This window comes from Streptomyces sp. ISL-94 (genome assembly GCF_018614075.1).
GTDB lineage: Bacteria > Actinomycetota > Actinomycetes > Streptomycetales > Streptomycetaceae > Streptomyces.
The window spans coordinates 16,136-34,603 of sequence record NZ_JAGGOZ010000019.1; the positions used below are offsets into that span (position 1 = coordinate 16,136).

An 18,468-nucleotide genomic window follows, 5' to 3' on the forward strand; every position below is an offset into this window, starting at 1 on the left:
CATGGACCGCTGCCGGCATCACCCTCGGGACCGGGGCCAGGCGACCCTGGAATACCTCGCCTTCATCCCCATCCTGCTCCTCGTCGGGCTCTGCGGGATCCAGCTCGGCTGGGCCGCGTACGTCGTCCAGCAGGCGGAGACCGCCGCCCGTACGGCGGCGCGCGTCGAGGCCCGCAAGCCGGGCGCCGGGGACGCGGCGGGCCGAGACGCGATCAAGGACAGCCTCGGCACGGCCGCAGAAATCAGCGTCCAGAGGTCGAGCGACGCGGTCACGGTGACCGTCAGACTCCCGGTCAAATCCATCGTGCCCGGCGTGGGCAATGGATTCACCGAGCGCACCGCCACCATGCCCGACGACGACCCGGAGGGACCCCGACCATGAGCCTGCGTTCCCGGGTCAACACCCCAGACGACCACCACAGTCCGCGCGAGGACGGCCGGCTGGTCTCCTCCTACCGCGCCAAGCTGCTTGAGGAGATCGACCTCGCCGAGATGTCCGCGCTCGCGCCCGCCGAGCGCCGGGCCCGCCTGGAGCGCGTACTCGGCCACATCATCAGCCGCGAGGGCCCCGTCCTCTCCACCGTCGAGCGCGCCCAGCTGATCCGCCGCGTCGTCGACGAGGCCCTCGGCCTCGGTGTGCTCGAACCGCTCCTCGAAGACGCCTCGATCTCCGAGATCATGGTCAACGGCCCCGACCAGATCTTCGTCGAGCGGGCCGGCCGCGTCGAACAGCTCCCGCTGCGCTTCGCCTCGCACGAGCAGCTCATGCAGACCATCGAGCGCATCGTCTCCACCGTCAACCGCCGCGTGGACGAGGCCAACCCGATGGTCGACGCCCGCCTGCCCAGCGGCGAGCGCGTCAACGTCATCATCCCGCCGCTCTCCCTGACCGGCGCCACCCTCACCATCCGCCGCTTCCCGCGAGCCTTCACCCTCCACGAGATGATCGCCCTCGGCTCACTGGACGAGCAGATGCTCCTGCTGCTGTCCGGGCTGGTGGCCGCGAAGTTGAACCTGATCGTCTCGGGCGCCACCGGCACCGGCAAGACCACCCTCCTCAACGCCCTCTCCGGCCTGATCCCGGAGGGCGAGCGCGTCATCACCATCGAGGACTCCGCCGAACTGCAGCTGCAGCAGGCCCACGTCATCCGCCTCGAATCCCGCCCGGCGAACGTCGAGGGCAAGGGCCAGATCACCATCCGCGACCTCGTACGCAACTCCCTGCGCATGCGCCCCGACCGCATCATCGTGGGCGAGGTCCGCGGCGGGGAGACCCTCGACATGCTCCAGGCGATGTCCACCGGCCACGACGGTTCGCTCGCCACCGTCCACGCCAACAGCTCCTCGGACGCCCTGATGCGCCTCCAGACCCTCGCCTCCATGTCGGAGGTCGAGATCCCCTTCGAGGCGCTCCAGGACCAGATCAACAGCGCCGTCAACGTCATCGTCCAGCTCACCCGCTTCGGCGACGGCTCGCGCCGCATCACGGAGATCTCCGTCCTCGAATCGCACGGCCGCGAACCGTTCCACATCTCGACGGTGTGCCGCTTCGTCGCGCAGCCCATGGGCGCGGACGGGCGCGTGCACGGCTACTTCGCGTACTACCCGCTGCCGCGCCCCATCGCCGAGCGCCTCTACATGCACAACCAGCCGATCCCGCAGGCCTTCGGGGTCGCGCTGCCGGACGCCTCGACGACCGCCGACCCCCTCACCGACCCGCTCCCCCCAGGCCCGCTGCCATCCGACTCCCTTGCCGCCCGCACCACCCGGACCGCCTTGTGAACCCACTGATCCTCCTCACCCTCGGCGCCACCCTGCTGGCCTGCGTGCTCGCCGTCGTCGGCCTCCAGGCGTACGTGGCCGGCCGCGCCCAGCGCGCCGCCCTCATCGAACGCCTCTCGGCGAGCGGAGCCCCGCAGCCCCCAGGCCGGGTCCGCCGCTTCCGGGAGGTCGACCGGCGCCTGCGCAAGACCGCCCTGGGCCGGCGCATCGAGATCAAGCTCGCGGTGACCGGCCTGGACCTGACCGCCGGCGAGTTCTTCGTCTACATGCTGGCGGCCGTCACCGGGACATGGCTGATCGCGGCCTCCTTCCTGGCCCCCTTCTTCGGCCCGGTCGCAGGCCTCCTCGGCCTGTGGGCGGCGAACGCCTTCCTCAACTGGCAGCGGGCCCGGCGCACCGAGCGGTTCATCAACCAGCTCCCCGACCTCGCCCGCATCCTCGCCAACGCCACCCAGGCCGGGCTGGCCCTCCGTACGGCCATCGGCATGGCGGCCGAGGAGCTGGACGCGCCCGCGGGGGAGGAGCTCGCGCGCGTCGCCGACCGGCTCGCCGTCGGCCACTCCATGGAGGAAGCGCTGGGCGAGATCGCCGAACGGCTCCCGTCGCGCGAACTGGTCGTACTGGTCACCACCCTCGTCCTGTCCTCCCGCGCGGGCGGCGCGATCGTCGGCAGCCTGCGCAACCTGACCGTCACCCTGGAACAGCGCAAGGAAACCCGCCGCGAGATCCGCACCCAGCTGTCCCAGGTGACGGTGACGGCCTACCTGGTGCCGGTGATGGGCGTCGGCTCGCTGCTGCTCGTCGACACGCTGATGCCGGGCGCCCTGGACCGGATGACCGGCTCCGTCATCGGGCAGACCGCCGTCCTGATCGCCCTCGGGCTCTTCGCGCTCGGCTTCGTCTTCATCCGCCGCCTGTCCAAGATCGACGTATGAGGAGGCGGGGATGATCGCTCTGCTCCTTGCCCTGGCCGGGGCCCTCTCGGTCCTCGGCGCCTTCCACGGCATCCGCCTCTACCGCGCCGAGGTGAAACTCCCGACCGACCTGGCGCTGGCCCTCGAAGTCGGCGCCACCCGCACCACGGTGGTCGGCTCGCTCGTCGACCGCGCGGGCATCCGCTACGCCCCGGCCGTACTGCGCCTCATGGGCCCCGAGAGGGTGGCCCGCAAGCGCCGCCAGATCGACACGGCCGGCAACCCGTCCGGCCTGACCATCGACCGCTACGCCGCGCGCCGCGCCGTCTACGCCTTCCTCGGAGGGCTCGGGGCCTTCTCGATGCTGCTCAACGGGCAACTGGTCCTCGCCCTGCTCATGGTGGCCTTCGGCATCTTCTGGATCGAGGTCGGTCTGTGGTCGGCGATCCGCATCCGCCGCGACCACATCGAGCGGACCCTGCCGGACTTCCTCGACGTGCTCGCGGTCGTGGTGAGCGCCGGACTCGGCTTCCGGCAGGCACTGGAGCGGGTGGCGGACAAGTACAAAGGCCCCTGGTCCGACGAGATCCGGATCACCCTCCAGCAGATGGCCATGGGCGTCAGCCGCCGCCAGGCCTTTGACGAACTGCGGCGGCGCAACGACAGCGAACAGGTCGCGCAGTTCGTGACGGCCCTCCAGCAGGGCGAGGAACTCGGCTCGCCCATCGTCGAGACGCTGATCGCGATCGCCGAGGACATGCGCCGCACGGACGCCCAGAACGCCCGCCGCCGCGCCGCGCGCGCCGTCCCGAGGGCGACGCTGGCCGTCACGATGTTCATGCTGCCCGGGACGATGATCCTGCTGATCGGCGGCTTCGTGTACGGGGCGAACGTCGACTTCGGCGCGATGTTCGGGAGCGGCTGACCCATGGCCGCCACTTTGCCGGGCACAGCCGGGCTCGGCTCGACGGCGCCGCCGCGCCATCCAGCCTCGCCTGGGGGTCCCCCCGGACGGAGTCTGGGGGAGTGTGAGATGGGGGTCCCCCCGGACGGAGTCTGGGGGAGGGTCCGGGCGGAGCCCGGGAGCGGCCCGCAGGGCGCCCCCGCCCCCGCCGCCGCCCCCGTCCCCACCGCCACGCTCCGCCTCCAGGCGAACGCCCTCCAGGCGCTGTGCCGCCAGGTCTGCGCGTTCCGGATGGTGATGATCGCCTTGGGCGCGCCCCTGACCCTGACCCTGGGCCGCACCGCGCCCGGAGTCCCGACGTACCTGGTAGCGGGCGCAGCAGTCCTCACCTTCTTCCACTCCTACGTACTCTTCCGCGACAGGGAGCGATTCGGGCCGCTGCTGCTGCGCCACCGCTCGCTCCTGGCGGTCGACATGGCCGTCACCGGGCTGCTCCTGGTCACCGCCACACCCACCTCCCCGCTCGTCTTCGTCGCCGTCTGCACACCGCTGCTGGCCGGCCTGGTCTACGGGTGGCGCGGCTCGGCGCCCTGGGCGGCCGGGCAGGCCTGTGCCGTGGCGGCCCTGGGCACGCTGTCGGCCGGGGCCCTGATGCTCGCGGCGCTCTGCCTGCTGGCGGGCGCGGCCGGAGCCTGCCTACGGGACCTCCTGCTGCGCTTCGGCGCGGCCAGGGCCCGGCTGGCCGCGGCCGAGGCGGTACGGGCCGAACGCGACCACCTGGCCCGGGAGATGCACGACTCGGTGGCGAAGACCCTGCACGGCCTGGCGCTGGCGGCCGATGCCCTGTCCCGCACCACCGACCCGGAGGCCATCCGCCGCCACGCCGACCTGATCGCCGGTGCGGCCCGCCGCGCGGCCACGGAATCCCGCGAACTGCTGACGGACCTCCGCCGCGACCCCGACCCCGACCGGGACCGGGACCCCGGCGGGCCGGGGGTCTCCCTGGCCGCCGAACTCCGCGCCCGGATCGCCTCCTCCGGCTCCGCCGAGCTGCGGGTGTCCGGCCCCCTGCCCGTGCTGCCCACCCCGGTGGCCCGCCACCTGCTGGCGGTGGCCTCGGAGGCACTGGAGAACGCCCACCGGCATGCGGGCGGCTCCGGGCGGATCACCGTGGAGGCGGGGATCGACGGCTCCCACCTGTACGTGGCAGTCGAGGACGACGGCTGCGGCCTGCCCGCCGAACCGCCCGGTCCGGGCCGCTTCGGCCTGCTCGGCATGAGGGAACGCGCGGCAGCGATCGGAGCCGCCCTCCGCATCGGCCCGCACCCCGGCGGCGGCCCCGGCACCCAGGTCCGCCTCGCCCTCCCGCTGGCCGCGCTCGCGGAAGGGGGCCGGTGATGGCGCTCCGCGTCCTGATCGCCGACGACAACCCGGTCGTCCGTGCGGGCCTGGCGGCCCTCCTGGCCACCACCCCCGACATAGAGGTGGCAGCCGCCGCCTCGGACGGCCGCGAGGCCCTCCACCTGACGCGCCTGCACGCTCCCGATGTCATCCTGCTGGACGTCCGCATGCCGGGCGTGGACGGCATCTCGGCCCTGCCCCACCTCGTACAGCTGGCGCCGGTGCTGATGCTGACCTACAGCCAGGAAACGGAGATCGTGCGCGAGGCCCTGCTGCTGGGGGCGGGCGGCTACCTGGTCCATGGCGAATTCACGCCAGACCACCTCGTTGCGGCCGTTCGCGATGTAGGTGCGGGACGGGCACATTTCAGCCCGACTGCGGCGAGCACGGTACTCGCGGAACTCCGAGCCTCTTCGCATCCGCAACGAACTGTGGGACAGTCTTCAGAGCGCTACCGACCCAACCGCATTGAATTCGGGCTGAGTTCGCGTGAGGAGGAGGTCATGGATCTCATCGCGTCCGGGATGAGCAACCAGCAGATCGCGGCCACCTGCTTCATCAGTGAGAAGACGGTCAAGAACCACATCAACCGCATCTTCGCGAAGCTCCAGAGCGCCACGCGCAGCGAGGCGATAGCGCGTTGGCTGGGAACCACCCGTCCAGGAGTGGCTGGTCATGGGTAGACAGAGTGCGCAGTGGGTCCGTAATTGGGCCCCGGGGCCCTTTGCAACTGCTGGTCTCCCGCCGTACCGTCCGCGAATCGACTACGGCGCCGGCCCTGGAGAGGACTCCCATGCAGAATCTCAAGCTGCTCAAGGCGATCGTCGAACGGCAGAACCGGCTGCGGGGGCGTGGGGGCGGGGACGAGGGGCAGACGGTCTTCGAGTATCTCGGCATCATCGTGATCATCGTTCTGATCATCGGGGCGATCGTGGGATCGGGGCTGGCGGCCGCCATTGCGAACGCCATCTCGCAGGCCTTGGCGGACATCACGGCCAACTGATGGGCGTGGCGGGGGCCCGGGACCGAGGGCAGGCCTTGCCCATCTACATCGTGGTGGTGACGGGCCTGCTCTTTGCCGCGCTCGCTTTCGTCGTCGTAGGAATGGCCGGCGCTACCCGCAGCGAGGCACAAGCGGCAGCCGACGCGGCGGCGCTCGCGGCCGCCCGCGAGGTGAGGGACAACGCGTTCCTGGGCACGGACTTCCTAGCTCTCAAGCAGGGCGACTGGGAGGCGATCCTGGAGGGTGATCGCCTGGGCGTGCAGGGGGCATGTGGGAAGGCCCTTGCTTTCGCGGCGTTGAACGATGCCACGGCGACCTGCCAAGCAAATATCCGAGTGTTCACCGTCACGGCGACCACCAATGGCACCGTCGGAAAGTCAGTGATCCCCGGTAGCGAGAGTGTGAAGGGCCACGCTACGGCGAAGGCGGTGATCGAACCTCGCTGCTCCCTACAACCCGATGCCACCCCAACGCCGAGCCCGACGCCTTCGCCGGGAGGAGGTGACCCGGGACCGCCGGCCAGCCTCGACTTCCGATGCAAGGGCGGTGCAGTGGTCACGTTGGACCCGGCGAAACCAGGCTCGTTGATCCAGCTGGCGAGGAAGCTCTTCAGCGTGCGACTGACCGACTGATAGCGAACTAGAGACAAGGAAACGGCGTACATGAGCATTCGGCAGAAGGTGAAGGTCCGTGGGGGAGCGGCCGTTGCGGTTGCGGCGGTCTTGGCCCTCACGCTGGCCGGATGCGGCGGCGATGAGAAGCCGAAGGAGCCAGAGAAGCCTTCCTCTTCGCAGAGCCAGGGAAGCGCCCCTCAGAAGTCCACGCCTTCGGCAGGCGGAAATACTGCCCCGGCTGAGGTGATCGCAACGACGCAGGGGCAGTCCGGCATCGTTCTGGAGATCAATTCGGCGACGCGTGACCAGGACGGGTACCTCACGGTCAATGGTCAGATCAAGAACACAGGCTCAACACCGTTCGCACAGACCGCTGCCTGGCGCGGTGATGAGAAGACTGCCAGTCCCGCGTCGGTGGCAGGTGCCACAATCGTCGACAACGCGGGTAAAAAGAGGTACTACGTGCTGCGTGACACTGAGGGGCGGTGCGCATGCACCACCGGTCTCTTGGTGATCAAGGCGGGGGAGTCTGTCCCCTTCTTCGCGCAGTTCCCCGCACCGCCGACCACCACAACCGATGTGGTCTTCGGCTTGCCGACCTTTGCCGCGACCCCGATCAAGATTTCTGGGTGACGCCATGACCACACGCCACCGCACCACCGCCGCCACGGCCGTCGTCGGGCTCGTCATCGCCGGCGTCCACTTCATAGGCGCCACCAGCGCCCACGCCGACGACGTCAAGCCCTCCGTACCCCCGGGGACGGAGCCATCTGCCTCCGCACCCGTGCCCGTAAAGGCCGACTCGCCCCGGCTTAAACTCCCGCAGGGCGGCACGCTGGCCGCCCCGAAGGTGCTCGACCTGGTGGAGGTCGTCGAGGACATCGGCGGTGAACAGCGGCGGCAGGAGACCAATCAGACCGTCATGATGGCGCTCCAGTCCGAGGTGCTGTTCCCTGAGGACAGTGCCGTGTTCAACGCCCAGGCTGCTGCCCGCATCCAGGCCATCGCCAATGAGATCAACCAGGCGAAGGCGACCCGTATCCGAGTCTTCGGGTTCACCGACGACCAGGGCAGCTACGAGCACGGCAAGGAGCTGTCGAAGAAGCGGGCCGATACCGTGCAGGCGGAGCTGGCCAAGACGGTCACCAACCCCGGCGTCCTCTTCGACGTCCGCGGCTACAGCGAGGACTACCCGATCGCCGACAACAGCACCGAGGAAGGCCGCAAGAAGAACCGCCGCGTCGAGATCACGTTTCCCCGAGGCGCGAGCTAGAGAGCACAGGTTCGTGGCATCGAGAACCTACAGGTGCTGTGCACCGCGATGGACCAGCTTGCGCTGGACACCTGGCGACGGGTGGAGGACAGCAGACTTGGAACATGCGTCCTCGTGACGCGTACGGCCACGCAGGACCCCGGCACTACGGCTGCGCCATCGCATCCAGGTACGCATTCGTGGATCACCTGGTGGGCCACATTCCGGTCGAGCGCGACAAGCGGACCTTCGACCTTCCGGAGTACGTTCAGCGCATGCGGCTCACGGCTCCCGGCCTCTTCGAGCCCGGCACCGAGGACGAGGTTCCCGCCGCGCCGCGTACGGTGCCCGGCGGCGCTGAACCGCCCTAGTCGAGCAGGTGGTCGGCCTTGCCTGCCTTGATGTCCCGGATGAGGGCCTGGAGGGCCGCTCTGCTGTCGGTCAGCGGGCGGTCCTCATGGCCGGCGAGGGCGATGTAGCTGTTGCCGTCCCCGTCCACGCCTATCCGGTAGCAATTGTTGCCTTCGCCGCAGTACGGCACTTCCCAGCTGATGTCGGCCATGGCCCCTCACAGTTCCTTGCAGACGCGGTGGATGAAGTCGCGGGAGGCCGAGGTGTCGAGTGCCTTAGCGTCCATCCACTCCAGATGGCTGCGGTACTTCGACAGCTGGCCCTCCGCATGCATGAACTCCGGCCCGTGCGCGGAGTCGAGTTGTGCCGTGTCGAGCTGGGGCACGACCCCCTCCGCGTACAGCAGAGCGTGTCCGGCGCCGGGGAAGATGCCCTGGGTGATGGGCAGTACCCGGATGGTGATGTGGTCGGCGGTGCTCTGCTCACCCAAGTGCTCCAGCTGGGCGCGCGCTGCCTGGCGTCCGCCGAAGTGCATGCGCAGAGCCGCTTCGTGCACGAACCCGGTATAGCGCACGGGGTCCGGCCGGTCGAGTACGCGCCGTCGCTCCTGCCGGAGGGCGACCCTCAGTTCGATCTCCAGCCGTGACAGCTCCGGCAGGACCGCACCGAAGATGGAGCGTGCGTACTCCTCGGTCTGCAGCAGCCCAGGGATGTGCACGGTCTGCACTGTGTGCAGCCGTTCCGCGTGCCACTCCAGCTCGGCGATGTCCAGCATGCCCGCTGAGACCTTCCCTCGGTACTGGTCCCACCAGCCGCGTGTTCTCGGTTGCGCCATCGCCAGCAGGGCGCCGAGGTACACCTCGTCCGTGCACCCGTAGTTGGCGGCCAGTGTGCGCAGGCGCTCCGGGCTCAGGGTCCGCACGCCCGATTCGATGTTGGGGATCTTGCCTCGGTCTATGCCGAGCAGCCCGGCCGCGAACTCTGCTGTCACGCCTGCGTGCAGGCGCATCTTGCGCAGCTCGGCCCCGAGCCTGGCTTGACGGTACGTCGGAGACGTCCTGGGTGGCATGAGGGCAGTGTGCACGGAAGCCGCCCCCTCGGTCCATTGGTGGTGCAGACATCACCCATCCCTGTGGTGCAGACATCACATCTGTCCTACAGTGAGTAATGCACCGCTTACGTAGGGCGAGTCGAAGTGCATCCCCCTGCCATGCCCGGGGGACGAGCCACACCCGCTGCCGATGGACGTGAGCCCTTGTGCGCGTCGAGCTTCCGAAGCCAATCCGTCCGTCAGTACCGACGACTTGGGAGTCGAAGATGCCCACTCCATACCCCTCCGTATGCCCGGCCGCGCCGGACTCCGGGCCCGCCGAACCGCCGGGACCGGCAGAGGCGCTGTCGTGCAGCATGACGCTGCCCGCCTCGCCCCGGTCCGCCGGGATCGCCCGGCAGGCCGTGCGGGCCGCGCTGCACGCCTACGCCCTCGACCCACTCGTGCCGACCGCCGTGCAGGCCGCCTCCGAACTCCTCGGCTCCGCCTGGCGGATGGACCCGTACGGCGAGCTCTACCTGTCCCTGCGCTACCGCGACGACGCGCTCCGCGTCATCGTCTACGACGGGCACCCCACCCACACGCACCCCCGGCTCGCCGCGCTCTGCGAGGCCCGGCGCCGCTCCACCCTCCGGGTGTTCTCGGCGCTGGTACGCGACCACGGCGGCCACTGGGGGGTCGGGCCCTCCCGGGAGCCAGGCGGCGGGACCCGCGCCTGGGCCACGCTGCCGCACCGGGAGTGAGGGGGTCAGAGCAGCCGTTCCGCGACCTCGCGCGCCGTCCGGGCCGGCTCCGGGCCGGGTGTCAGGGAGGCCACCACGGTGGCGCCCTCGACCAGGATCAGGAGCTGGTCGGCAAGGGCCGGGGGCCCGTCGGGGGTCAGTTCGGCCAGGAGGGCGCGGAGTTCCGCCTTGTGGATGCGGACGATCTCCGGTGCGGCCGCGCCGAGTTCCCCGTACGTGTTGAGGAACGCGCAGCCGCGGAAGTCCGGCTCGGCGAACCAGGCCGCCAGCCAGTCGAAGACCGCCAGGACCCGCGCGCGTGGGCCTGCCGGGGCGAGGGCCGCCGTGCGCAGGGAGGCCAGCCAGCGGCGGTCGCGGCGTTCCAGGTAGGCCGTGAGCAGTGACTCCTTGGCCGGGAAGAGCCGGTACAGCCGCTTGAGGGGGACTCCGGAGGTCGCGCGGATGCGGTCCATGCCGACCGCCTGGATGCCGTGCCGGTAGAACAGCTCCTCCGCCGCGTCGAGCAGCCGGGTCTGTGCCTCTTCGTCGTCCATGAGGGCAGGGTAGCCGGATTGCGGTTGCGGGGAGAACGGGCGTTCTCGTAGCGTAGAGAACGATCGTTCTCCCACTCGGAAGGCACCGTCATGTCCCGTCCGCCCCTGCCGCCCTTCACCGAAGACACCGCCCGCGCGAAAGTGCGGGCCGCCGAGGACGCCTGGAACAGCCGCGATCCCGAGCGGGTCGCCCTCGCGTACACGGAGGACTCGGTCTGGCGGAACCGCGACCGCTTCCTCGCCGGCCGCGCCGAGATCCGCGCGTTCCTCGCCGACAAGTGGGAGCGGGAGCTTGACTACCGGCTCCGCAAGGAGCTGTGGGCGTACACCGGCAACCGCATCTCCGTACGCTTCGAGTACGAGTGGCACGATACCGCGGGGCAGTGGTGGCGCAGCCACGGGAACGAGCAGTGGGAGTTCGCCGACGACGGCCTGATGCGGCGCCGGGAGGCCAGCATCAACGACGTCCCGATCGCCGCATCCGACCGGCGCATCCGGGATTAGAGGACGCGAGCACTGAGAGCGTGGCCGTGTCGAGCTGCAGCTGGTCCTCGCTCCGGGATTCAGATACCTCGGACGGTCACGCGGTTGCCGCAGAGCAGTGTCATGTCTTCCGCGTCGGAGGTGAAGATGGTGACGTCTCCGCGCTGCCGCAGCGCCACGGCGGCGAGTGCCGCGTCGATGGCGTACTTGTGTCCGTGCAGGCCGGCCGCCTTCAGTAGCGCGATCGCCTCGCCTGCGTTCTCCGGGGTGACCGGTTCCACCACGATCCGCGACAGCGCCCAAGTCCACGCGGCATTCTTGACACGGTTGTGATACGCCTCGATCAGGGTCATCGAGGCGGTGACGACTCTGATCCCGGTCCGGTCGGCGTCTCGCAGACGGGCGACCATGTGGCGATGGCCGAGTACCGCCTGGGAGAGACCTTCGCCATCCAGTACGTAGACAGCGGGTTCGGCCATCAACTGGCCTTGCTTTCCGGCACGGCGCGGGCCTTGCGCTCCGCGGTCTCCTGCTGGATCGACAGGCGTTCCGCCTCGGCCCACGCGGCCTCTTCCGGGGTGACGGGGCCGTGTTCCTCCTCCAGCCATTCGACGAGCTCGTGCAGGCGATCCCGCTCGCGCTGACGCTCTATGGCGTCCGTGACGTACCGGCTGAACCCGCCGGGACCGACCTCGGCGCGAATCTCCTCGGCCAGCTCCTCAGGAAGCGTCACCGTGTATTTCTTCGTTGCCATACCCATTACCATACCGCCGAGCAAGGCTTACGACGCGCTCCTCGGTCAGGACATCCGCCCGCTGCCCTGCCCCGGCCCATCTCCACGGCCCGGGCGCCGTGCGGAGCCCGCGCCCCTAGCGTCGGCGATCTCGAAGACCTGAGGCTCCACCCCGGAGCCACGCCCCCCGGACGGCCGTCAGGGCTGGTGGTGGGCCTGCGTGATGAGGTCCGTGGCGACCTCCAGGGCCGCCAGGCGCGTCTCCTCCGGGTCGCTCTTCATGTGCTGGAGGAACATCATCCCGGCGTGCAGCGTGAACAGTGCGCTCACGCTGCGCACCTGGTCCGTCAGCGGGTCGTCCTCCCTGCGCACCAGCTCCACCAGGCGCAGGAGCCGGTTCTTCATCGTTTCGCCGATGCTCAGCTCGCGCATCGTCGCCTGGTTCTCCTGCATGAAGCGGAACAACGGGGCGCATGCGGCGATGGCCTTGCTGTAGCGGCGCAGCAGTTCGCGCTTGGTCTCCAGGGTGCGGGGCTGTTCCTCCGCCCACACGATCAGCTCGTCGATCGGCCGCGTCAGGTCCTCGAAGAGGCTGATGATGATGTCTTCCTTGGTCTTGAAGTGGTAGTACAGCGCCGCCTTCGTGACCTCCAGCCGCTCCGCGATCTCGCGCAGCGACGTCTTCTCGTACCCCTGCTCTGCGAAGAGCTCCAGTGCGACGTCCTGGATGCGCTGCCGCGTGTTGCCGCGGCGCGGCTGCGGACTGCTGCTGGACATGGCTCTCCCCACACTTACTTGCTTGACGCCCGGCTAGTTACGGGTCTACGGTCCCCATTGTAGTGAACTAGCCGGTCGACAAGTAAGTGCCGGTGCTCCAAGAGTGTGAAGACGCTAGTGAAGTAGAAGTGCCAGGGGAGTGGACATGGGCGAGACAGTCAAGACGGTGGACACCTCGAAGGAGGTGAAGCCTCGCAGCGTGCGGGTGGTGCTCATGGCCCTCATGATCGCGATGCTGCTGGCCATGCTCGACAACATGATCATCGGCACCGCGATGCCGACGATCGTCGGCGAGCTCGGCGGCCTCGAGCACCTCTCCTGGGTGGTCACCGCCTACACGCTGGCCACCGCGGCCTCCACCCCCATCTGGGGCAAGATCGGCGACATGTACGGGCGGAAGGGCTCCTTCCTCACCTCGATCGTCATCTTCCTGATCGGCTCCGTGCTCAGCGGCATGGCCCAGGACATGGGCCAGCTGATCGGCTTCCGCGCGATCCAGGGCCTCGGTGCCGGCGGTCTGATGGTCGGCGTCATGGCGATCATCGGCGACCTCATCCCGCCCCGCGAGCGCGGCAAGTACCAGGGCATGATGGCCGGCGTGATGGCCCTCGCCATGATCGGCGGCCCGCTGGTCGGCGGCACCATCACCGACCACATGGGCTGGCGCTGGTCCTTCTACATCAACCTGCCGCTCGGCGCGGTCGCCCTCGCCATGGTCACCGCCGTCCTGCACCTCCCCAAGAAGGCGGACGGGCAGCGACCGAAGATCGACTACCTCGGCGCGGCCCTGCTGACCGTCGCCATCACCTCCACCGTCCTCGTCACCACCTGGGGCGGCACCGAGTACGCCTGGGGTTCGGGCGAGGTCATCGGGCTGATCGCCGTCGGCGTCCTCTCCATCGCCGCGTTCCTCTACGCCGAGACCAAGGCCGCCGAGCCGGTGATGCCGCTGCACATCTTCCGCAGCCGCAACTTCACCCTCATGTCCGTCATCGGCTTCCTCGTCGGCTTCGCGATGTTCGGCGGCGTGCTCTACCTCCCGCTGTTCCAGCAGTCGGTCCAGGGCGCCTCCGCCACCAACTCCGGCCTGCTCCTGCTGCCCATGCTGCTCTCGATGATGGTCGTCTCGCTGATCGCGGGCCGCATCACCACCAGCAGCGGCAAGTACAAGATCTTCCCGATCGTCGGCGGCGCGCTCATGGTCGTCGGGCTCTTCCTGCTCGCGACGATGGACACCGGCACCACGCGCCTGGTCTCCGGCGTGTACATGGCCGTCCTCGGCGCCGGGCTCGGCTTCCTGATGCAGATCACCATGCTGGTCGCGCAGAACAGCGTCGACATGAAGGACATGGGCGTCGCGTCCTCCTCGGCGACCCTCTTCCGCACGCTCGGCGGCTCCTTCGGTGTGGCCCTGATGGGCTCCCTGTTCACCAGCCAGGTCACCCACACCATGTCCGACCGCCTGGGTCCGGAGGCGGCCGTCGCCGCGGGCTCCGCCCAGCTGGACGCGGCCAGCCTGGCCAAGCTGCCAGAGCACGTACGCGACGCCTACCAGCACGCGGTGGCCGCCGGTACGCACTCGGCGTTCCTGCTCGGCGCGGCCATCGCCGTCCTGGGCTTCGCGGCCGCCTGGTTCGTCAAGGAGGTCCCGCTCCGGGGCGCGGGCCCGGCCCCGGCCGGCGGCGCGGACGGTGCGGACGGCACGGGCAAGGAGCAGGGTGCCCCGGCTCCGCAGGAGTCCCTCGCGCACTGACCTGGCCTGATGAACGGTGCCGCAGTCGGCCCGGCTCCGGGGGATGGACGGATCCCCCGGAGCCGGGCCATTTCTGTACCCGCGTCCACGTGTCCCGGGAGAGGGCGGCGGACGGCGCCGGCCGCCAGGCCCTGGAGCAGCAGGGCCGGCCGGAACAGCCGGGACAGCCCGGGCAGTCCGCACCGCGCCCTCCTCCTGACACGCCGCAGGGCGGCGAACGGGTGAGGGTCGACGCCCCGGCGCGCCCCGCGGTGTTCCCTGGTCGGGCAGCAGCACACGTGCGCACGTATGCAGGCAGGCACGCCCGGCCAGGAGGACCCCGTGACCATCAGCCCCGCCACACTCTCCGACCCCGCCGTCGGCGCCTTCGTCGCCGCCGTCAACGCCCATGACAGGAACGCCTTCCTCGCGCTCCTGACCCCGGACGCGTCCATGTCCGACGACGGTTCGGACCGCGACCTCGCCGACTGGATCGACCGGGAGATCTTCGACTCCGGCGGCCACATGGACGTCCAGAAGGAGTCGGACGGCGGCCACTCCCTGGTCGTCAACTACCGCAACGACACGTGGGGCGAGATGCGCACCGCCTGGCGCTTCACCGTCACCCCGGCGGGCCGGATCAGCCGTTTCGAGACCGGCCAGGCCTGACCCGCCACCGACGCACCTCCACACAGCGCCGGGCGCTCCCGTACGGGTGAAAGCGCGCCCGGCGTCGTTCCGGCCCGCGGCGGGCCCCGTTGGACCGGACATGAAACCCACCCGAATCGCCGCTTTCGCCCTGGCCACCGCTGCGGCCGCCCTCGCCCCCGCCCTCCTCCAGTCGGCCATCGCCACGCCGCTGGCGTCGCCGTACCTCCAGGACCCGGCCGGCGGCGAAAAGACCATGAAGTCGATGTGGACCAAGGACGAACAGCACAAGGTGGAGGGGCAGTTCCGCTTCCATCCCGGAGTCCAGTACAAGACGGTCACCCGCCCCGGCCCCTCGGGCGCGCCGGACTACGAGCGACAGGTCCCCGACCCCAAGACCCTGGCGTGGGAGCCGTCGTACGAGTTCGCCTGGTCGGTGTCGGACTCGACGGTGGTGAAGAAGGCGCTGACGGTCAAGGAAGGCGAGCACCCGATCGTCGTACACGCCGTGCTGCGCACCGCGAAGGGCGCGAAGGCGGGGGAGGTGCGCCAGGAACTCACCGGGAAGCCGGCGACGGGGCGCGAGAAGCTCGCGGGCGGCAAGCGCATCGCGTGTGACACCGGGAAGTACACGGTGGAGTGGTCGGTCACGCGCTCTGGCTACGGCACGCTCACCGGCACCTTGGGCTGGGACTCCAGCTGCGAGGAGTACCGCACGGCGTTCGCCTCGGACCCCGGAAAGAGCGCAACGAGCGGAAGGAACTGAGGAGGAGGCCGGCCGCCCCGCGCACCTTGTGAGTGCTCGGCGGGCGACTGGGCCGACGGCCTTGGATCAAGAGCCGTAGGGGCCATTGTGCCGCATGGGGTGGACTGCGGCGGGGGGCGAAGGTCCCGTGTCACGGGTGACTTCAGTGCTTGTTCTTCGACGCCTCGGCGGCCTTGGCCGCGATGTCCTCCAGGACGACCTTCGGGTCGCCGGCCGGTTCCACGGCGCGTCCGATGTTGCGCTTGATCGTGTCGCTGACGGTCACCCAGGACGGGTCGTTGACCGGGTAGAGCTGGGCGCCGCGCAGCGCCGTCAGGAACTGCGTGTCGTTGGTGTCGAGTCCGCCGCCCGCCGGAGTGCGCGAGGCGGAGACGGTGGACGGCAGCAGGTGGTAGCGGTTGGCGAAGTCCATCAGGTTCTTGTCCTGGTAGACGAAGTCGAGGAACGCGCCGATCTCGGCGCGCTTGCCGTTCTGCTTGAAGGCCATCATCCAGTCGGCCACGCCCACGGCCGGCGGGGTCTCCCCGGTGCCGAGGGTGTCCGCGACCGGCATCGAGACGGCGCGGACGTCGATGCCCTTGGCGCGCGCCTCGTACGCGAGTGAGGGGTATCCGTTGAGCATGCCGACCTCGCCCCGCAGGAACGCGGCGAAGGCGTCGGCGCGGTTCAGCTGGGACGGCGAGGTGGGCCCGACGAGGCCGGGGGTGACCAGCTGGTCCTTGACCCACTTCCAGGTCTGGATGTTCTGGTCGGAGGCCAGGGCGTAGTTGCCGCTGCTGTCGGCGTAGCCGCCGCCGTTGCTCAACTCCCAGATCAACGCCTCGGCGTGGGCCTCCTCCGGACCAAGGGGCAGGGCGTACGGGAACTTCACGCCGGCCTTGTCCCTCAGCGACTTGGCGTCGGCCTTCAGGTCGGGCCAGGTCTTGGGTGCTTCCTTGATGCCGGCCTTGTCGAACAGCGCCTGGTTGTAGAAGAGGAGGCGGCTGCTCGCCACCCACGGCAGCCCGTAGAGGGTGCTGCCGACGGTGCCGGCCTCGGCGAGCGGCGCCAGGAAGTTCGCCTCGGCGCTGATGGAGAGCAGTTCCTCGGCGGAATAGAGCTCGCCTTGCGCGGCGAAGTCCGAGTAGGAGCCCATGAGGGCGATGTCCGGTGCCTTGCCGGCGTGGACCATACGGGAGACCTCGCGGTCGATGTCGGCCCACGGCAGGAGCTTGACCTCGACCTTGATACCGGGGTGGGCGGCGGTGAAATCACCGGTCACCTTGTCCCAGAAGGCCTTTGAACTGGTGGCCGGAGTATCGCCGTATTCGGCCGCCACGAGGTGCAGCGTGCCGCCGTCACCTACGCCGTCGCCGGAGCCGCCACAACCGGCCAGAGGTATCAGCAGACCGAGCACGGCTGTGCTGGCGGCCGTCCCGAAGATTCTTCGTCGCACGGGTGGATTCCCCTGATTTTCTTTTGGATCCTGTTATTACTTATGAGTTACTCCGGGCGGGGGTGTCCCTCCATGGCCCGTTGGCCGGAATTCTCTCCTGGAGGGGGGCGGTTGGCCCCATTGGGGCCGCACTTGTGGGCAATGCTCCAAGGCCGGCTTTTCCGGTTGGTGTTATCCCCTATGTCAGGCGGGAATTCCACGCGCGTAGACATGCCAAAGGCCCGTTTCCGGCCGGAGAACGGGTCTTGGGTGGGGCGTGGAGGTCAGTCGGAGAATTCGCCCGCGTACGGGTCGGGCTCGCCCGTCTCGGGGTTGCGGCCCTCCTGCCAACGGCGCTGGGCCTTGCGCCAGTGCACGAAGCTGAGGTGGCCGCCGTCCCAGAAGGTGATGCTGACCGGGCTCATGTCGAACTCGTCGGAACAGAGCCGGTAGAGGAATTCGGCCATGCCGTACGGATACACGGCAAAGGAGTCGGCCGTGTGCCGCCCGCACACCAGGACGGGCCAGCGGTCCGGGTCCGGGTCGGAGGTGAGCCAGCAGAGGATGTCGGAGCCGCCGGTGACCCCCCAGGCGATGATGGCCTCGGGGTCCACGCCGAAGGCGGCCCGGCCGCCCTCCGCCTTCCACAGCTGCCGGGCGTTGTCCGTCTCCTCCGCCATCTCGGCGGGGTCCCACTGGAGTCCGGGCTTGGGCAGCGGGAGCAGGATGCCGGCCTCGCCGTTGATGGAGCCCGCGCCGAAGCGGCCCATGAAGGCGATGAAGTCCGCCGGGAACCGGGTGCCCCAGGCGGCCTCGGCCGCCTGCCAGTCGATGTCCTCGTCGGCGCCGTGCGTCGCCGGCATGATCTGCTCCAGCGCCTTGATCCGCGCGTTCTCCGTCATGCCGCTCCCCTGCCACCCCAGCTCAACCGCCCCAACCTACCGCCGGGGCGCGGCGTCGCCTAGCCGCGCGTGAGACGTCCGGATACGTCCAGGTTCACCGTGGTTCCGGGACCCAGGCCCCAGGCGGCCATGGCCCCGGCCTCGGCCTCCAGGACGTGCCGGGCCCGGAGCCGGGGGCGGCCGAGTCGGCCGGGGCGCATCGTGACGACGGCGAGCACGCGGAGGTCCCGGCCCAGGTAGGCCACGTCTATGGCGAACCGCATGCGGAAGGTGTGCACGCTTGCCGCGGGTGTGAGGAGCATGGCGCCGCGGATCCCGTCCCGGCCGAGGAGCCCGCGGGTGCGGGCGGAGTACGAGGCGGCGACCTCGAGCGGTATGCGCTGCGCGCCGATGCGGAGGATCCCTCGCCCGTCCTGCCATTTCGCCATGCGAGCCAGCGTAGAGCCCCGCTCGGAAATCAGGCGG

General features: G+C 69.8%; 25 protein-coding genes. 16 read left to right on the plus strand and 9 right to left on the minus strand.

The features are described from left to right. Window position 1 precedes the first annotated feature (1 nt). From J7E94_RS07015 to J7E94_RS07065, 11 genes are all read left to right on the plus strand, one after another. On the plus strand, window positions 2-382 hold the full coding sequence (locus J7E94_RS07015; protein ID WP_215013289.1) for a TadE/TadG family type IV pilus assembly protein: 381 nt from the start codon (window positions 2-4) through the stop codon (window positions 380-382). Continuing rightward, window positions 379-1,782 (plus strand): CpaF family protein, encoded by a 1,404-nt coding sequence (locus J7E94_RS07020; protein ID WP_251056255.1) that lies wholly within the window; start codon window positions 379-381, stop codon window positions 1,780-1,782. The genes J7E94_RS07015 and J7E94_RS07020 overlap by 4 nt, the downstream gene beginning before the upstream one ends. Then, window positions 1,779-2,717, plus strand: coding sequence for a type II secretion system F family protein (locus J7E94_RS07025; protein ID WP_215013291.1), 939 nt, complete (start codon window positions 1,779-1,781; stop codon window positions 2,715-2,717). Before J7E94_RS07020 ends, J7E94_RS07025 begins: the two co-directional genes overlap by 4 nt. Before the next feature lie 13 nt (window positions 2,718-2,730). Beyond that, window positions 2,731-3,621 (plus strand): DUF5936 domain-containing protein, encoded by an 891-nt coding sequence (locus J7E94_RS07030; protein WP_215013400.1) that lies wholly within the window; start codon window positions 2,731-2,733, stop codon window positions 3,619-3,621. A 108-nt stretch (window positions 3,622-3,729) separates the two neighbouring features. Continuing rightward, a complete protein-coding gene (locus tag J7E94_RS07035; protein WP_215013293.1) occupies window positions 3,730-4,998 on the plus strand; it encodes a sensor histidine kinase in 1,269 nt (422 codons plus the stop codon). Next, window positions 4,998-5,684, plus strand: a complete 687-nt coding sequence (locus J7E94_RS07040) for a response regulator transcription factor (RefSeq protein ID WP_215013295.1) — start codon at window positions 4,998-5,000, stop codon at window positions 5,682-5,684. The genes J7E94_RS07035 and J7E94_RS07040 overlap by 1 nt, the downstream gene beginning before the upstream one ends. Window positions 5,685-5,794: 110 nt before the next feature. Then, window positions 5,795-6,004, plus strand: coding sequence for a hypothetical protein (locus J7E94_RS07045; RefSeq protein ID WP_215013297.1), 210 nt, complete (start codon window positions 5,795-5,797; stop codon window positions 6,002-6,004). A 35-nt stretch (window positions 6,005-6,039) separates the two neighbouring features. Further along, window positions 6,040-6,636, plus strand: a complete 597-nt coding sequence (locus J7E94_RS07050) for a pilus assembly protein TadG-related protein (RefSeq protein ID WP_251056257.1) — start codon at window positions 6,040-6,042, stop codon at window positions 6,634-6,636. Between the two features lie 30 nt (window positions 6,637-6,666). Then, window positions 6,667-7,251, plus strand: a complete 585-nt coding sequence (locus J7E94_RS07055) for a hypothetical protein (RefSeq protein ID WP_215013301.1) — start codon at window positions 6,667-6,669, stop codon at window positions 7,249-7,251. A gap of 4 nt (window positions 7,252-7,255) precedes the next feature. Beyond that, a complete protein-coding gene (locus J7E94_RS07060; RefSeq protein ID WP_215013302.1) occupies window positions 7,256-7,891 on the plus strand; it encodes an OmpA family protein in 636 nt (211 codons plus the stop codon). A gap of 104 nt (window positions 7,892-7,995) precedes the next feature. Next, window positions 7,996-8,241, plus strand: coding sequence for a hypothetical protein (locus J7E94_RS07065; RefSeq protein ID WP_215013317.1), 246 nt, complete (start codon window positions 7,996-7,998; stop codon window positions 8,239-8,241). Here the strand turns inward: J7E94_RS07065 and J7E94_RS07070 are convergent. Continuing rightward, a complete protein-coding gene (locus J7E94_RS07070) occupies window positions 8,238-8,432 on the minus strand; it encodes a hypothetical protein (protein WP_215013318.1) in 195 nt (64 codons plus the stop codon). The two genes, J7E94_RS07065 and J7E94_RS07070, sit on opposite strands and share 4 nt — an antisense overlap. Before the next feature lie 6 nt (window positions 8,433-8,438). Further along, the gene (locus J7E94_RS07075) at window positions 8,439-9,290 is read right to left on the minus strand and encodes a helix-turn-helix transcriptional regulator (protein ID WP_215013320.1); all 852 of its coding nucleotides are present in this window, start codon (window positions 9,288-9,290) and stop codon (window positions 8,439-8,441) included. A 248-nt stretch (window positions 9,291-9,538) separates the two neighbouring features. Here J7E94_RS07075 and J7E94_RS07080 point away from each other — a divergent pair, with 248 nt between their 5' ends. Beyond that, window positions 9,539-10,015: an ATP-binding protein gene (locus tag J7E94_RS07080; RefSeq protein ID WP_215013322.1), complete on the plus strand. Its 477-nt coding sequence runs from the start codon at window positions 9,539-9,541 to the stop codon at window positions 10,013-10,015. A gap of 5 nt (window positions 10,016-10,020) precedes the next feature. Here J7E94_RS07080 and J7E94_RS07085 read toward each other — a convergent pair whose 3' ends face one another. Further along, window positions 10,021-10,548, minus strand: a complete 528-nt coding sequence (locus J7E94_RS07085; RefSeq protein ID WP_215013324.1) for a TetR/AcrR family transcriptional regulator — start codon at window positions 10,546-10,548, stop codon at window positions 10,021-10,023. 90 nt (window positions 10,549-10,638) lie between these two features. Between J7E94_RS07085 and J7E94_RS07090 the strand changes: the two genes are divergently transcribed. Then, window positions 10,639-11,052: a nuclear transport factor 2 family protein gene (locus J7E94_RS07090; protein ID WP_215013326.1), complete on the plus strand. Its 414-nt coding sequence runs from the start codon at window positions 10,639-10,641 to the stop codon at window positions 11,050-11,052. A 59-nt stretch (window positions 11,053-11,111) separates the two neighbouring features. Here J7E94_RS07090 and J7E94_RS07095 read toward each other — a convergent pair whose 3' ends face one another. The 3 genes from J7E94_RS07095 to J7E94_RS07105 form a co-directional block, all read right to left on the minus strand. Further along, complete coding sequence (locus J7E94_RS07095) at window positions 11,112-11,510, minus strand: hypothetical protein (RefSeq protein WP_215013328.1); 399 nt, start codon at window positions 11,508-11,510, stop codon at window positions 11,112-11,114. Continuing rightward, entirely contained in the window at window positions 11,510-11,785 is a 276-nt protein-coding gene (locus J7E94_RS07100; RefSeq protein ID WP_215013330.1) for a hypothetical protein, read from the minus strand. The genes J7E94_RS07095 and J7E94_RS07100 overlap by 1 nt, the downstream gene beginning before the upstream one ends. Window positions 11,786-11,962: 177 nt before the next feature. Further along, window positions 11,963-12,541: a TetR/AcrR family transcriptional regulator gene (locus J7E94_RS07105; protein WP_215013332.1), complete on the minus strand. Its 579-nt coding sequence runs from the start codon at window positions 12,539-12,541 to the stop codon at window positions 11,963-11,965. Between the two features lie 145 nt (window positions 12,542-12,686). Between J7E94_RS07105 and J7E94_RS07110 the strand changes: the two genes are divergently transcribed. The 3 genes from J7E94_RS07110 to J7E94_RS07120 all read left to right on the plus strand — a co-directional run bounded on the left by J7E94_RS07110 (window position 12,687) and on the right by J7E94_RS07120 (window position 15,687). Then, window positions 12,687-14,294, plus strand: coding sequence for an MDR family MFS transporter (locus J7E94_RS07110; RefSeq protein WP_251056258.1), 1,608 nt, complete (start codon window positions 12,687-12,689; stop codon window positions 14,292-14,294). Between the two features lie 321 nt (window positions 14,295-14,615). Next, entirely contained in the window at window positions 14,616-14,942 is a 327-nt protein-coding gene (locus tag J7E94_RS07115; RefSeq protein ID WP_215013334.1) for a nuclear transport factor 2 family protein, read from the plus strand. Window positions 14,943-15,042: 100 nt separating this feature from the next. Next, window positions 15,043-15,687, plus strand: coding sequence for a hypothetical protein (locus J7E94_RS07120; protein WP_215013337.1), 645 nt, complete (start codon window positions 15,043-15,045; stop codon window positions 15,685-15,687). 142 nt (window positions 15,688-15,829) lie between these two features. On the opposite strand, the gene J7E94_RS07125 is transcribed toward J7E94_RS07120, so the two are convergent. The 3 genes from J7E94_RS07125 to J7E94_RS07135 all read right to left on the minus strand — a co-directional run bounded on the left by J7E94_RS07125 (window position 15,830) and on the right by J7E94_RS07135 (window position 18,431). Then, window positions 15,830-17,122 (minus strand): extracellular solute-binding protein, encoded by a 1,293-nt coding sequence (locus J7E94_RS07125; protein ID WP_308344661.1) that lies wholly within the window; start codon window positions 17,120-17,122, stop codon window positions 15,830-15,832. Between the two features lie 263 nt (window positions 17,123-17,385). After that, window positions 17,386-18,003, minus strand: coding sequence for an SMI1/KNR4 family protein (locus tag J7E94_RS07130; protein ID WP_215013339.1), 618 nt, complete (start codon window positions 18,001-18,003; stop codon window positions 17,386-17,388). A 59-nt stretch (window positions 18,004-18,062) separates the two neighbouring features. Next, window positions 18,063-18,431, minus strand: coding sequence for a DUF192 domain-containing protein (locus J7E94_RS07135; protein WP_215013341.1), 369 nt, complete (start codon window positions 18,429-18,431; stop codon window positions 18,063-18,065). Between the last annotated feature and the right edge of the window lie 37 nt (window positions 18,432-18,468).

Coding starts and splice junctions, on each gene's coding strand:
- J7E94_RS07015 (WP_215013289.1), top strand. CDS start 2: ATGGACCGCTGCCGGCATCACCCTCGGGACCGGGGCCAGGCGACCCTG.
- J7E94_RS07020 (WP_251056255.1), top strand. CDS start 379: ATGAGCCTGCGTTCCCGGGTCAACACCCCAGACGACCACCACAGTCCG.
- J7E94_RS07035 (WP_215013293.1), top strand. CDS start 3,730: ATGGGGGTCCCCCCGGACGGAGTCTGGGGGAGGGTCCGGGCGGAGCCC.
- J7E94_RS07040 (WP_215013295.1), top strand. CDS start 4,998: ATGGCGCTCCGCGTCCTGATCGCCGACGACAACCCGGTCGTCCGTGCG.
- J7E94_RS07045 (WP_215013297.1), top strand. CDS start 5,795: ATGCAGAATCTCAAGCTGCTCAAGGCGATCGTCGAACGGCAGAACCGG.
- J7E94_RS07055 (WP_215013301.1), top strand. CDS start 6,667: ATGAGCATTCGGCAGAAGGTGAAGGTCCGTGGGGGAGCGGCCGTTGCG.
- J7E94_RS07060 (WP_215013302.1), top strand. CDS start 7,256: ATGACCACACGCCACCGCACCACCGCCGCCACGGCCGTCGTCGGGCTC.
- J7E94_RS07065 (WP_215013317.1), top strand. CDS start 7,996: ATGCGTCCTCGTGACGCGTACGGCCACGCAGGACCCCGGCACTACGGC.
- J7E94_RS07070 (WP_215013318.1), bottom strand. CDS start 8,432: ATGGCCGACATCAGCTGGGAAGTGCCGTACTGCGGCGAAGGCAACAAT.
- J7E94_RS07075 (WP_215013320.1), bottom strand. CDS start 9,290: ATGCCACCCAGGACGTCTCCGACGTACCGTCAAGCCAGGCTCGGGGCC.
- J7E94_RS07080 (WP_215013322.1), top strand. CDS start 9,539: ATGCCCACTCCATACCCCTCCGTATGCCCGGCCGCGCCGGACTCCGGG.
- J7E94_RS07085 (WP_215013324.1), bottom strand. CDS start 10,548: ATGGACGACGAAGAGGCACAGACCCGGCTGCTCGACGCGGCGGAGGAG.
- J7E94_RS07090 (WP_215013326.1), top strand. CDS start 10,639: ATGTCCCGTCCGCCCCTGCCGCCCTTCACCGAAGACACCGCCCGCGCG.
- J7E94_RS07095 (WP_215013328.1), bottom strand. CDS start 11,510: ATGGCCGAACCCGCTGTCTACGTACTGGATGGCGAAGGTCTCTCCCAG.
- J7E94_RS07100 (WP_215013330.1), bottom strand. CDS start 11,785: ATGGCAACGAAGAAATACACGGTGACGCTTCCTGAGGAGCTGGCCGAG.
- J7E94_RS07105 (WP_215013332.1), bottom strand. CDS start 12,541: ATGTCCAGCAGCAGTCCGCAGCCGCGCCGCGGCAACACGCGGCAGCGC.
- J7E94_RS07110 (WP_251056258.1), top strand. CDS start 12,687: ATGGGCGAGACAGTCAAGACGGTGGACACCTCGAAGGAGGTGAAGCCT.
- J7E94_RS07120 (WP_215013337.1), top strand. CDS start 15,043: ATGAAACCCACCCGAATCGCCGCTTTCGCCCTGGCCACCGCTGCGGCC.
- J7E94_RS07130 (WP_215013339.1), bottom strand. CDS start 18,003: ATGACGGAGAACGCGCGGATCAAGGCGCTGGAGCAGATCATGCCGGCG.
- J7E94_RS07135 (WP_215013341.1), bottom strand. CDS start 18,431: ATGGCGAAATGGCAGGACGGGCGAGGGATCCTCCGCATCGGCGCGCAG.